12 protein-coding genes are annotated in these 12,893 nt (G+C 73.6%); 3 read left to right on the top strand and 9 right to left on the bottom strand.

The window, feature by feature from the left end:
* Positions 1–23 precede the first annotated feature (23 nt).
* The 4 genes from ASC64_RS22320 to ASC64_RS07695 form a co-directional block, all read right to left on the bottom strand.
* Positions 24–635, bottom strand: a complete 612-nt coding sequence (locus ASC64_RS22320; RefSeq protein ID WP_056906964.1) for a hypothetical protein — start codon at positions 633–635, stop codon at positions 24–26.
* Between the two features lie 12 nt (positions 636–647).
* Positions 648–2,075, bottom strand: a complete 1,428-nt coding sequence (locus ASC64_RS07705; protein WP_056906963.1) for a gamma-aminobutyraldehyde dehydrogenase — start codon at positions 2,073–2,075, stop codon at positions 648–650.
* Between the two features lie 9 nt (positions 2,076–2,084).
* Positions 2,085–2,408 carry a cupin domain-containing protein gene (locus ASC64_RS07700; RefSeq protein WP_056906962.1) on the bottom strand — a complete coding sequence of 108 codons (324 nt, stop codon included), beginning with the start codon at positions 2,406–2,408 and terminating at the stop codon, positions 2,085–2,087.
* 98 nt (positions 2,409–2,506) lie between these two features.
* Positions 2,507–4,126, bottom strand: a complete 1,620-nt coding sequence (locus tag ASC64_RS07695; RefSeq protein ID WP_082550283.1) for a PucR family transcriptional regulator — start codon at positions 4,124–4,126, stop codon at positions 2,507–2,509.
* Positions 4,127–4,231: 105 nt separating this feature from the next.
* On the opposite strand from ASC64_RS07695, the gene ASC64_RS07690 reads away from it, so the two are divergent.
* From ASC64_RS07690 to ASC64_RS07680, 3 genes are read left to right on the top strand one after another with little or no spacing between them, the layout of a single operon-like run.
* Positions 4,232–5,770 (top strand): CoA-acylating methylmalonate-semialdehyde dehydrogenase, encoded by a 1,539-nt coding sequence (locus ASC64_RS07690; protein WP_056906960.1) that lies wholly within the window; start codon positions 4,232–4,234, stop codon positions 5,768–5,770.
* On the top strand, positions 5,763–7,118 hold the full coding sequence (locus ASC64_RS07685; protein ID WP_056906959.1) for an aspartate aminotransferase family protein: 1,356 nt from the start codon (positions 5,763–5,765) through the stop codon (positions 7,116–7,118). The genes ASC64_RS07690 and ASC64_RS07685 overlap by 8 nt, the downstream gene beginning before the upstream one ends.
* A gap of 13 nt (positions 7,119–7,131) precedes the next feature.
* Positions 7,132–8,541, top strand: a complete 1,410-nt coding sequence (locus ASC64_RS07680; RefSeq protein ID WP_056906958.1) for an NAD(P)/FAD-dependent oxidoreductase — start codon at positions 7,132–7,134, stop codon at positions 8,539–8,541.
* A gap of 6 nt (positions 8,542–8,547) precedes the next feature.
* On the opposite strand, the gene ASC64_RS07675 is transcribed toward ASC64_RS07680, so the two are convergent.
* The 5 genes from ASC64_RS07675 to ASC64_RS07655 are packed head-to-tail and all read right to left on the bottom strand — an operon-like array spanning position 8,548 to position 12,881.
* Positions 8,548–9,336: a putative hydro-lyase gene (locus tag ASC64_RS07675; protein WP_056906957.1), complete on the bottom strand. Its 789-nt coding sequence runs from the start codon at positions 9,334–9,336 to the stop codon at positions 8,548–8,550.
* 5 nt (positions 9,337–9,341) lie between these two features.
* Positions 9,342–10,211 (bottom strand): biotin-dependent carboxyltransferase family protein, encoded by an 870-nt coding sequence (locus ASC64_RS07670; RefSeq protein ID WP_056906956.1) that lies wholly within the window; start codon positions 10,209–10,211, stop codon positions 9,342–9,344.
* On the bottom strand, positions 10,208–10,819 hold the full coding sequence (gene pxpB / locus ASC64_RS07665) for a 5-oxoprolinase subunit PxpB (protein WP_056906955.1): 612 nt from the start codon (positions 10,817–10,819) through the stop codon (positions 10,208–10,210). The genes ASC64_RS07670 and pxpB overlap by 4 nt, the downstream gene beginning before the upstream one ends.
* Positions 10,819–11,601 carry a LamB/YcsF family protein gene (locus ASC64_RS07660; RefSeq protein WP_056906954.1) on the bottom strand — a complete coding sequence of 261 codons (783 nt, stop codon included), beginning with the start codon at positions 11,599–11,601 and terminating at the stop codon, positions 10,819–10,821. The genes pxpB and ASC64_RS07660 overlap by 1 nt, the downstream gene beginning before the upstream one ends.
* 14 nt (positions 11,602–11,615) lie before the next feature.
* The gene (locus tag ASC64_RS07655; RefSeq protein ID WP_082550282.1) at positions 11,616–12,881 is read right to left on the bottom strand and encodes an NRAMP family divalent metal transporter; all 1,266 of its coding nucleotides are present in this window, start codon (positions 12,879–12,881) and stop codon (positions 11,616–11,618) included.
* Positions 12,882–12,893: the final 12 nt, after the last annotated feature.

The raw sequence follows: 12,893 nt of genomic DNA, 5'->3' as shown, positions 1-12,893 counted from the left end.
CCCCGCGCCGGCAGGGTCCGGCTTCACCCCATGGGACGGAGATCGGTCTCGCGGCCCTGGTGCACGTCGAGCCGCAGCACCCGGCTGGCGAGGTCGACGCAGGGGCCGAGGGCGACGATCACCGCGAGGGTGCCGACCCCGACCGTGGCACCGAGCAGCCAGCCGAGCAGTGCCCCGCCGCCCTGGACCGCGCTGTAGCTCCAGCGGAACGGCAGCGGCGGGTCGTAGGCCAGTGCGGCCGCCTCGGCCGGTCCGGCGCCCGTGTGGCTGCCGAGGTAGGTGGCGATGCCGACGGCGAGGACCGGGAAGGCGAGCACGAGCAGCGCGATGCGCGCCGGCCAGTCCTCGGGGACGTGCCAGGCCCCGAGGAGGACGTCGACGGTGACGCCGACGACCACCACCTGCACGACGGTGCCGATGCCCGGGAAGACCTTGCGCGCCGCGGCCAGGGCGAGGAAGGCGATGCTGACCAGGGTGTTGGCGAGCAGGAAGCTCATCCCCGAGGCCAGCGCGATGCCGTTGACCATCGTCGAGTAGCCGTCGGAGCCGAGGTCGGCGGTGAGCAGCATCGCCACGCCGACCCCCAGCACGACGCACCCGACGAACAGCTGGAGCAAGCGGCGGGCGGAGGGCACGGCGCAAGGATGTCAGTAGTGCGCGGTCATCACGTGCTTGATGCGGGTGTAGTCGTCGAAGCCGTAGCCCGACAGGTCCTTGCCGTAGCCCGAGTGGCCGAAGCCGCCGTGCGGCATCTCGGACACGAACGGGATGTGGGTGTTGACCCACACGCACCCGAAGTCGAGCTCGCGGGTCAGCCGGTCGGCGGTGCCGTGGTCGCGGGTCCACACGCTGGCGGCCAGTCCGTAGGGGACGCCGTTGGCCATCCGCACGGCCTCGGCCTCGTCGTCGTACGGCTGCACGGTGAGGACGGGGCCGAAGACCTCCTCCTGCACGATGCGGTCGCCCTGGCGCACGCCGGTCACGACGGTGGGCGCGAAGAAGAAGCCCGCGTCGCCGTGCCGCGCGCCCCCGGTGCGTACGTCGGCGTGGTCGGGGAGGCCGGTCAGGAAGGCCTCGACCTTGGCGAGGTGCGAGGCGTTGTTGAGCGGGCCGTAGTCGGCCTCGTCGTCGGACGGCGGACCGGGCCGGGTGCCCGTGGCCTCCGTGACGAGCAGCTCGACGAGCTCGTCGTGGACGCTGCGGTGCACGATGACGCGGGTCGCGGCGGTGCAGTCCTGGCCGGCGTTGAAGTAGGCGGCGGCAGCGACCATCTCCGCGGCGCGCGGGAGATCGGCGTCGGGCGTCACCACCACGGGGGCCTTGCCCCCGAGCTCGAGGTGCGCGCGCTTGAGGTTCTTCGCGGCGGAGGTCGCCACCTCGATGCCGGCACGGACGGATCCGGTGATCGCGACGAGGCCGGGCGTCGGGTGCTCGACGAGGTGGCGGCCGGTGGTGGCGTCGCCGTTGACCACGTTGAGCACGCCGGGCGGCAGGATCCCGCCCGCGATCTCGGCGAGGAGGACCGTCGAGCGCGGAGTCGTGTCGCTGGGCTTGAGCACGACCGTGTTGCCCGCCGCCAGCGCGGGAGCGACCTTCCAGATCGCCATCGCGAAGGGGTAGTTCCACGGCGTCACCTGGCCAACGACGCCGATCGGCTCGCGGCGGATGCTGGAGGTGTGGCCCTCGAGGTACTCCCCCGCCGACTTGCCCTCGAGCAGCCGGGCGGCGCCGGCGAAGAAGCGCAGCTGGTCGACGCCCTGGTCGACCTCCTCGCTCGCGATGTAGCGGAGCGGCTGACCGGTGTCGCGCGCCTGCACCTCGCTGATCTCGTCGCGCCGCTCGGCGATCGCGCTCGCGAGGTCGAGGAGGTGGCCCTGGCGGCGCCCGGGGGTCAGCCGCTTCCACGACTCGCCGGCCCTCGACGCCGCGGCGTACGCCCGGTCGACCTCCTCGGCCGTCGAGACCGGCGAGCGGCCGTCGAGCTCGCCGGTGGTCGGGTCGACGAGGTCGATGAAGTCCGTGGCGGCGGACTCGACGAGCTCGCCGTCGATGAAGTTGCGGATCGTGTCGGTCATCGTTGCTCCTCAGGCGACGTAGATCTTGCGCAGGGTCTCGTGGACGACCCAGGTGGTGTGCTCGCCGGCCCGCAGGCGTACGACGGTGCCGGGACCGAGGTCGACGCGCTCGCCGTCCTCGAAGCTGACGGTGGCCGACCCGGACAGGACGACGAAGACCTCGTCGACCTCCACGTCAGTGGCGGTGCCGGGGCTCATCTCCCACACCCCGACCTCCACGCCGGCGACCGCAGCGAGCGCCCTGGAGCCGGCCTCGGGCGCGCCGTCGACGACGGTGGCGGGGTCGAGCGGGGTGGTCGGCACGGCGGCGGCGACGTCGAGGACGCGGAACATGGCGCCATCGTCGCGCGCCGAGGCAGGCGCGGGCGGCCGACGATCTGTCGGACCTTCGGTGTGCCGGTGGACGATCCGGCGGATCGGGACCGGACTCGTCATGCTCGTGCTGACTCGCTGAGGAGCTCGTCGGCCACCAGCGCGACGTGGAGCGAGACCCGCACGTCGGGGTCGTCGAGGTCGGCGTCGAGGACCGCCTCGATCCGCGCCAGCCGGTCGTAGAACGCGGCGCGGGACAGGTGGAGGCTGGCCGCGGCCTCGGTCTTGCTCGACGGGTGCAGCAGCAGCGCCCGCAGCGCGGCGAGCAGCTCGGTGCGCGAGCCGTGGGCACGGTCGTGCTGCTTGAGCGGCGCCAGCTCGCGCTCGACGAAGAGCCGGACCCGCTCGTCCTCGCCCAGCAGCGCGAGCAGCCCCCGCAGGTGCAGGTCGGCGAGCCGGTGCACCTCGGGGTCGTGCTCGCGCCGGGTCTGCGGCGCCGCGTCGGCGACCTGCCCGGCCTCGGTCAGCGACCGGGCGATCCCGGTGCGCTCCTCGACCACCCGCCCCGCAGCCAGCACGACGTCGTGGTGCGGGAGCACACGGCCCGCCATCCGGTCGACCAGGTCGTCGGCGTCGGCCGAGGCGGGCGCCGAGACGAGCACCCTGAGGTCGCGCTCGACCTCGCAGACGAGGGCCGGCAGGCGCAGTCCGTGGGCGGCCCGGACCACGGCCGCGGCGAGCTCGTCGAGGTCTGACGCGGACGTCGTACCGACGCGGGGCCGGACCACGAGCCCGACGAAGCGGCGCCGGCGCACCGGGAAGCCGGCCACCTCGCACCGCCGCAGCACCTCCTCGGAGTCGGGCTGCTCGACCAGCCCGGTGAGCAGCTCGAGGTGGGTGCGGCGCATGAGGGTGCCCCGGTCGCGGTCGTGCAGCCGGTGCAGCGCGAGCGCGGCGGCGGCGCGCTCGGCGACCGCGACCAGCCGCTGCGACGGGGCGGTGGCGGAGCCGATCACCAGGCGGCCCCACGCCTGGTCGGTCGTGCCGAGACGGGTGACGAGCCAGCCGTTGGCGGCGTCCCACCCGGTGCGCCCCGCGACCTCGACGCGGCGCGACCGTGCCGGCCAGCCGTCGAGGAACCCGCTCGTGTCGTCGGGGCCGGCGAAGTAGTCGAGCGGGCGGTGCTGGGCGTTCTCCACCACGACCGGCCCGCCGGCGAGCCGCTGCACGGCCTGCAGGATCTCCACCGGCCCGGCCTGGGTGAAGCTCAGCTCGGTGAAGGTCTCGTGCACCCGCTGGGCCTCGCGCAGCTCGCTGAGCTGGTGGTCGACCACCCGCTCGCCGATCTCCTGGGCGAGGGCGGCGAACCGGGTCTCCCGGGCCAGCACCACCAACGGCAGGCCGTGCCGCTCGCAGGCCGCGACGAGGGCGTCGGGGAGGGACGAGCGCCAGCGGCGGCCGAGCTCGACCACCACGCCGGCGCTGCCCACGTCGACCAGCGCGTCGACGAAGGCGGAGAGCCCGGCCTCGTCGTCGTCGGCCGGCAGCCCGGTGCCCATCGTCAGGACGAGGTCACCGGCGCGGAGCAGCTCGCGCACGTCCGGTCGCTCGGTCGCGTGGACCCACCGGATCGGCCGGTCCGTCGCGGACGCGCCCGCCACCACGGTGGGTGAGGCGCGACGGAAGGTGGGCAGCGCGAGGGCCTCCTGGAGCGTCACGCCCGGCGTCGTCTCGGCCACCGGTGCAGCCTACCCAGCGGCAGGGTGACGAAGTGTCCGAGCAAGGCCGCGAAAGCCTACGATCCGACACCCGCCGCGACGGCGTACGACGAGCAGGATGACCCCATGCCCCTCCCTGACGACACTGTTGACATCGTGCACTGGGTCGACGGCGCCGGCCTGACCGGCTCCCCGACCGGCTGGGCCGAGGTGACCAACCCGGCGACCGGGCAGGTGACCGGACGTGTCGCCCTCGCCAGCGAGGCCGACGCCACCCACGTCATCGCCTCCGCCTCCCGCGCCGCCGGCGCGTGGGGCACGACGTCGCTGGCCCGGCGCACGCAGGTGCTGTTCTCCTTCCGCGAGCTGCTCTTCAGCCGCAAGGACGAGCTCGCCGCGATCATCACCGCCGAGCACGGCAAGGTGCACTCCGACGCGATGGGCGAGATCTCCCGAGGCCTCGAGGTCGTGGAGTTCGCGTGCGGCATCTCCCACCTGCTCAAGGGCGGTCACAGCGAGGAGGCCTCGACCGGGGTCGACGTGCACTCCAAGCGGGTGCCGCTCGGCGTGGTCGGGATCATCAGCCCCTTCAACTTCCCCGCGATGGTGCCGATGTGGTTCTTCCCCATCGCGATCGCCGCCGGCAACGCCGTCGTCCTCAAGCCCAGCGAGAAGGACCCGAGCGCCGCCAACTGGCTCGCCGCGCTGTGGCAGGAGGCGGGGCTGCCCGATGGTGTCTTCAACGTCCTCCACGGTGACAAGACCGCCGTCGACGCGCTCCTCACCAGCCCCGAGGTCCAGGCGATCAGCTTCGTCGGCTCGACCCCGATCGCGGAGTACGTCTACGAGACCGCGAGCCGGCACGGCAAGCGGGTCCAGGCCCTCGGCGGCGCGAAGAACCACATGGTGGTGCTGCCCGACGCCGACCTCGACCTCGCCGCCGACTCCGCGGTCAACGCGGGCTACGGCAGCGCCGGCGAGCGGTGCATGGCGATCAGCGTGCTCGTGGCCGTCGACCCGATCGGCGACGAGCTCGTCGCCCGCATCGCCGATCGCACCCGCACCCTCCTGGTCGGCGACGGCGGCCGCGAGGCCACCGGCGGGGAGAAGGAGGCCGACATGGGCCCGCTCGTCACGAAGGCCCACCGCGACCGGGTCAGCTCCTTCATCGACTCCGGCGAGGCGGCCGGAGCGAAGGTCGTGGTCGACGGCCGCGACGTCACCGCCCGCGGTGGCGAGGAGGGCTTCTGGCTCGGGCCGACGCTCTTCGACGACGTCACTCCCGACATGGACATCTACACCGAGGAGATCTTCGGGCCGGTCCTCTCGGTGGTCCGCGTGAAGACCTACGAGGAGGCCGTGGCGCTGGTCAACGCCAACCAGTACGGCAACGGCACAGCGGTCTTCACCAACGACGGCGGTGCGGCCCGCCGCTTCGAGGCCGACGTGACGGTCGGCATGATCGGCGTCAACGTGCCGGTCCCGGTGCCGGTGGCCTACTACTCCTTCGGCGGCTGGAAGCGCTCGCTGTTCGGCGACACCCACGCCCACGGCACCGAGGGCGTCCACTTCTTCACCCGCGGCAAGGTCGTCACCACCCGGTGGATCGACCCGGCCAACCGCCCCGAGGGCGGCCTCGAGCTGGGGTTCCCGCGCAATGACTGAGACCACGATCGCCAGCGACCTCGCCGGCACCCACGACGCCGCGCGGGCCTACGAGCTCGACCGCGCCCACGTCTTCCACTCCTGGTCCGCCCAGGCGGAGATCACTCCGATGGTGATCACCCGCGCCGAGGGCAGCCACGTCTGGGACGGTGACGGCAGGCGCTACCTCGACTTCAGCTCCCAGCTGGTCTTCACCAACCTCGGCCACCAGCACCCGCGCATCGTGGCAGCGATCCAGGAGCAGGCCGGGCACCTCGCCACCGTCGCTCCCGCCTTCGCCAACGGCACCCGGTCGGAGGCCGCCCGCCTGATCGCCTCGCACACCCCCGGCGACCTCGACCACGTCTTCTTCACCAACGGCGGCGCCGACGCCAACGAGCACGCCGTACGCATGGCGCGGCTGCACACCGGCCGGCACAAGGTGCTCACCACCTACCGCAGCTACCACGGCGGCACGCACCTCGCGGTGAACATGACCGGCGACCCGCGCCGCTGGGCGAGCGACCACGGCTCGACCGGCACCGTGCACTTCTTCGGCCCCTTCCTCTACCGCAGCGCCTTCCACGCGACCACCGAGGCGGAGGAGTGCCAGCGCGCGCTCGAGCACCTCGAGCAGGTCGTCGCGCTCGAGGGACCGGCGACGATCGCGGCGATCGTGCTCGAGGCGATCCCCGGCACCGCCGGGATCATGGTGCCGCCCCCGGGCTACCTCGCCGGCGTCCGGGAGATCTGCGACCGGCACGGCATCGTGCTCGTGGCCGACGAGGTGATGTCGGGCTTCGGCCGGTCGGGTCGCTGGTTCGCCGTCGAGCACGGGGGCGTGGCGCCCGACCTGCTCACGTTCGCCAAGGGGGTCAACTCCGGCTACGTCCCGCTGGGCGGCGTCGCGATCAGCGACGCGATCCACGCGACCTTCGCGCACCGCACCTACCCCGGCGGTCTCACCTACTCCGGCCACCCGCTCGCCTGCGCTGCCGCGGTCGCCACCATTCGCACGATGGAGGACGAGGACGTCGTCGGGCGCGCCGACCGGCTCGGCGCCGAGGTGATCGGCCCCGGCCTGCGGGCCCTCGCGGAGAAGCACGCGTGGATCGGCGAGGTCCGCGGCACCGGCGCCTTCTGGGCCGTCGAGCTGGTCAGCGACCGGACCACGCGCGAGCCGCTGGCGCCCTACGGCGGGTCCAGCCCCGAGATGGCCGCGGTGGTGAAGGGCTGCCAGGAGCGCGGCCTGCTGCCCTTCGCCAACTACAACCGGATCCACGTGGTGCCGCCGCTCACGATCACCGACGAGGAGGCGCGCGAGGGGCTGGCCGTCCTCGACGAGGCGCTCACCGCCGCCGCCGGTTGACACACTGTCCGGCGTGCCCTCCCACCTGACGGCCTACGAGCGGAACGCTCCCGACCCCCGCGTCGTGGAGCGCGCCCTCGCGGGCAGCCGGCAGGCGGTCTTCTGGCTGGAGGACGCCGGCGCCGAGGCCCGCCACCCCGAGCTGACCGCACCGACGACGGCCGACCTCACGGTCGTCGGCGGCGGCTACCTCGGCCTGTGGGCGGCCGTGCACGCCAAGCGCCGCGACCCGGCGCGCCGGGTCGTCCTGCTCGAGGCACGCACCGTCGGGTGGGCGGCATCGGGCCGCAACGGCGGCTTCTGCGAGGCCTCGATCACCCACGGCGAGGACAACGGGCGCAGCCGGTGGCCCGACGAGCACGACGTCCTCGACCGCCTCGGACGCGCCAACCTCGACGCCTTCGAGGCCGACGTCCGCGACCTCGGCCTGGCGTGCGAGTGGGAGCGGACCGGGGCGCTCTCGGTCGCGGTCGAGGAGCACCAGGTCGACGAGCTGGGCGAGGGACCGCACGTCCTCGACGGACCGGCGGTCCGCGCCGAGATCGACAGCCCCCTCTTCCTCGCGGGTCTGCTCGAGCCCGACCAGAACGCCCTCGTGCACCCGGCGCGACTCGCCCTGGAGCTCGCCCGGGTCGCGGCCGACCTCGGCGTGGAGGTCCACGAGCACTCGGCGGTCACCGAGCTGCGTACGTCGGTGGGCCGGGTCGAGGTGCACACGGACCGCGCCGTGGTGACCTCCGACCACGTGGTGCTGGCGACCAACGTGTTCCCCTCGCTGCTGCGCCGCAACCGGCTGATGACGGTCCCGGTCTACGACTACGTCCTGATGACCGAGCCGCTGACGGCCGAGCAGCTGGCGTCGGTCGGCTGGGCGGGCCGGCAGGGCCTCGGCGACCTGGCCAACCAGTTCCACTACTCCCGGCTGACCAGCGACAACCGCATCCTCTGGGGCGGCTACGACGCGATCTACCCGAGGGGCGGAAAGGTGCGGGCCCGGCACGAGGACCGCCCGGAGAGCCACGCACGGCTGGCGTCGCACTTCCTGGCCACCTTCCCGCAGCTCGAGGACGTCAGGTTCAGCCACCGCTGGGCGGGCGCGATCGACACCTGCACGCAGTTCACCGCGTTCTACGGGCTCACCCACGGCGGCCGGGTCGCGCACGCCGCCGGCTTCACCGGCCTCGGGGTCGGCGCGACGCGCTTCGCCGCCGAGGTGCTGCTCGACCTGCTGGCCGGCGAGCAGACGGAGCGCACCGAGCTGCGGATGGTGCGCGAGCGACCCCTTCCGTTCCCGCCCGAGCCGTTGGCGTCGCTCGGCATCAACCTCACCCGCTGGTCGCTCGACCGGGCCGACCACCGCCAGGGCCGGCGCAACCTGTTCCTCCGCGCCCTCGACCGGGCCGGGCTCGGCTTCGACTCCTGAGTCCCCTCACGGCACCAGGTAGTCGCTGTCACGGGCGTCGGTGATCGCCATGTGGCCGGGCGCGTGGCCGATCGCGAACGCCGGCCGCGACCTCATCACGGCCGCCTGGGGGGTGACGCCGCACGCCCAGAAGACCGGGACCTCGCCGGCACGGACCTCCACGGGCTCCCCGAAGTCGGGCCGGTCGAGGTCGGCGATGCCGAGGGCCCGCGGGTCGCCGACGTGGACCGGCGCGCCGTGCACGGCGGGATAGCGCGACGTGACACGGACCGCGGTCGCGACCTGGCTCGCGGGGACCGGACGCATCGAGACGACCAGCGGACCGGAGAGCGCTCCGGCCGGACGGCACTCGACCGACGTGCGGTACATCGGCACGTTGCTGCCCGCCTCGACGTGCCGCACGGGCACCCCTGCCTCGAGGAGCGCGGCCTCGAAGGTGAAGCTGCACCCGACCAGGAAGGCGACGAGGTCGTCGCGCCAGAGGTCGGTGACGTCGTCGACCTCCGCGACGAGCTCGCCGTGCTCGTAGACGGTGTAGGCCGGCAGGTCGGTGCGCAGGTCGCCGGAGAACAGGGGGCTGCTCGTGGCGCCCGGCTCGGTCACGTCGAGCACCGGACAGGGCCTCGGGTTGCGCTGCGCGAAGAGCAGCACGTCGTACGCCACCTCGCGCGGCACCGCGATCAGGTTGGCCTGCGTCCAGCCGGCCGACCACCCGGCGGTCGGCACCCGGAGCCCGGCACGGAACCGGGCTCGGGCCTCGTGTGGGGACAGGTGGGAGGGGTCGTCGATCGTCATGGGGCTCACCTCGCGTCGCTGCGGAATCGGATCTGTTGTCCCGGGCGAGCCTGCGCGGCGAGCCCGACGTCGGCGCGGACCACGACGGCGACGACGGGATAGCCGCCTGTCACCGGGTGGTCGGCCAGGAACAGCGTGGGCTGCCCCGACGGCGGCACCTGCAGGGCACCGGGCACCATGCCCTCGCTCGGCAGCTCCTCGTCGCGGGACCGCTCCAGCGTCGCCCCGCTCAGTCGCATGCCGACCCGGTTGCTCTCGGCGGTGACCTCGTAGGGGGTCGCCAGCAGGGCGTCGTAGGACTCGTCGGTGAACCAGTCGGCGCGCGGCCCCCGCGCCACGCGCAACCACAGGTCGCCGTGGTCGGGGACCCGCACGGGCACGACGTCGACCCCGGGCAGGGGTCGGGTGGCGCGCCCGACCCGCAGCCGCCGGCCGGGCTCGAGCACGGCAGGACCGACGCCGGACAGCGTGTCGGTCGAGCGCGAGCCGAGCACCGCCGGCACGTCGAGGCCGCCGCGCACGGCGAGGTAGCTGCGCAGGCCGGACGTGGGCGCGCCCAGCCGGAGAGTCGCACCGTCGGGCACCCAGACCACCGCGAGGGGGGCCACCTGCCGGCCGTCGACGCTCATCGGGCACGGTGCGCCCGCGAGCGCGACGGTGAGGCCGCCGTGGGCCACCACCTCCAGTCCCCCGAAGGTGACCTCGACGCATGCCGTGCCGGGCTCGTTGCCCACGAGCCGGTTGGCGAGCTCCATCGAGGTCGTGTCGGCCGCACCCGAACGGCCGACGCCCAAGGCGGCGAGACCCGGCCGCCCGAGGTCCTGGATGGTGGCGAGCGGGCCGGTGGCGACGACCTCGAGGGCGCGCGCGGTCACGAGGCCTCCACGAAGCGGACCCGGGTGCCGGGCAGGAGCAGTGCCGGCGGGTCGCGGTCGAGGTCCCACATCCGCAGCGGCGTGTGACCCAGCAGCTGCCAGCCGCCCGGGGACTCACGCGGATAGACGCCGGCGAACTCCCCGGCCAGGCCGACGGCTCCCGCCGGGACCTTGGTGCGGGGGGTGGCACGCCGCGGCACGTGGAGGCGCTCGTCGCTGCCGACGAGGTAGCCGAAGCCCGGCGCGAAGCCACCGAAGGCCACCGTCCACTCCTGGCCGGTGTGGGCCTCGACGACGCCACGGGCGCCGAGGCCCGTCAGCTCGCCGACCTCCGCGAGGTCGTGGCCGTCGTAGACGACCGGGATCTCGACCTCGCCCACGTCGGGCCGCGCCCCGCGCCGCGGCCGGGACTCGCGCACCGCACGCTCGACCTCGGCGAGGTCGGCGCCGGCGGGGTCCAGCCGCAGCAGCAGGGTGCGGGCGGCCGGGACGAGGTCGACCACGCCCGGGGGCGGGTCGTCGACCAGCTCGGCGTAGAGCGCGAGCACCTCGTCGAGGTCGGCCAGCTCGACGAGCAGGCCGGAGTCGGCGCACGGGAGCAGACGCATCAGACCGAGCCGCCGACGAAGGGGGCGACCCGCACCCCGGCCTGCTCCACCGACGCGCGGACGCGGGCGGCCATCGCCACCGCACCCGGGCTGTCGCCGTGCACGCACAGCGAGGCGGGCCGCACCGCGACCGGCGAACCGTCGATCGCCTCGACCTCTCCGTGGGTGGCCATCCGCACGCAGCGCGCGGCCACCTCCTCGGCGTCGTGCAGCACCGCACCCTCCTCCCGTCGCGAGACCAGGGTGCCCTCGGCGGTGTAGGCGCGGTCGGCGAACGCCTCGGCGACCGTCGTCAGACCGGCGTCGGCCGCGAGGGCGAGGAAGACCGAGCCGGGGAGCCCCAGGACGGGGAGCGTCGCGTCGTAGCGGAGCACGGCGTCGACGACAGCGGTGGCCTGCGCCTCGTGGTGGACGATCGCGTTGTAGAGCGCGCCGTGCGGCTTGACGTAGCGCACCCGGGTGCCGGCGACGCGGGCGAAGGCCTCCAGTGCACCGATCTGGTAGAGCACGTCGTTGGTGAGCTCGTCGGGGGCGACGTCGATGAAGCGACGCCCGAAGCCGGCGAGGTCGCGGTAGCCGACCTGCGCCCCGATGGCCACGTCGCGCTCGGCCGCCTGGCCGCAGGCGCGACGGAGCACGGTGGGGTCACCGGCGTGGAAGCCGCAGGCGACGTTGGCGCTCGTCACCACCTCGAGCAGCCCGTCGTCGTCGCCGAGGGTCCACTGGCCGAAGGCCTCGCCGAGGTCGGCGTTGAGGTCGATGCTGGTGGGGCCGGTCGTCATGTCAGGCACTCCCGTCAGCCCCAGAGGTCGGCGATGCCGCCCAGCGAGTTCCAGCCCAGGTAGACGGTCAGCACCCACACGGCGGCACCGATCGCGAGCAGCCACCGCGGGTAGCGGTAGCCGCCGAGGAGGTCGTGCGTGCGCCGGGCGGCGACCCAGAGGATGACGGCGAGACCGACGGGCAGGATCAGCCCGTTGAGGGCGCCGGCGAGGACCAGGAGCGTGACGGGTGCCTTGCCCAGCACCAGGAAGAGGGCGGCGCACAGGGCGACGAAGCCGACCACCGCGTAGTTGCGGCGGCGCTCGTTGCCCTTGAGCAGTCCGCTGAGGAAGGACACCGAGGTGTAGGACGCGCCGATGACCGAGGTGATGCTCGCCGCCCAGAGGATGACGCCGAAGACCCGGACGCCGGCGTCGCCGAGAGCGTGCTGGAAGGCCGAGGCGGGCGGGTTGTCGGCCGCCAGCGCGGCGCCGCCGGCGACGACGCCGAGGACCGCGAGGAAGAGCAGCACGCGCATCACGCCTGTGACCAGGATGCCGGTGACGCTGCCGCGGCTGATCTGCGAGACCTGATCGGGACCGGTGATGCCGGAGTCGACGAGCCGGTGGGCTCCCGCGTAGGTGATGTAGCCGCCGACCGTCCCGCCGATGAGGGTGGTGATGATGAGGAAGTCGACCTCGTCGGGCAGCACGCTCTGCTTCAGGGCCTGGCCGACGGGCGGGTCGGAGACGAACGCCGTGTAGAGCACCATCGCGATCATCACGATGCCGAGCACCACCACGATCCGGTCCATCGCCATGCCTGCGCGACGGCTGAGGAAGACCGCGATCGCGATGGCCGCGGAGATGGTGCCGCCGAGCTTGACGTCCATGCCGAACATCGCGTTCATGCCCAGCGCCGTGCCGCCGATGTTGCCGATGTTGAACACCAGGCCGCCGAGGACCACGAGGGCGGCCAGCACGTAGCCGGCACCCGGGGCCACCTTGTTGGCCAGGTCCTGTGCGTGCATGCCGGCGATGCCGATGACGCGCCACACGTTGAGCTGAACGGCGACGTCCACCACGATCGAGACCAGGATCGCGAAGGCGAAGGCGGCCCCGAGCTGGTCGGTGAAGACGGTCGTCTGGGTGATGAAGCCGGGACCGATCGCGCTGGTCGCCATGAGGAACATCGCCCCGACGAGGGCACCTCGACCGGCGCGGGCGGCCGTACCTGCCGCGTGGTGGTCCGCCTGCTGGTTCGCCTGCTGGTTCGCCTGCTGATCCGCCTGCTGATCCATGGGTCTTCCTGT

This window comes from Nocardioides sp. Root122 (assembly GCF_001425025.1).
Classification (GTDB): domain Bacteria; phylum Actinomycetota; class Actinomycetes; order Propionibacteriales; family Nocardioidaceae; genus Nocardioides.
The sequence above is the reverse complement of the archived record's forward strand: the minus strand, read 5'-3'. Positions and strand labels throughout refer to the sequence as shown.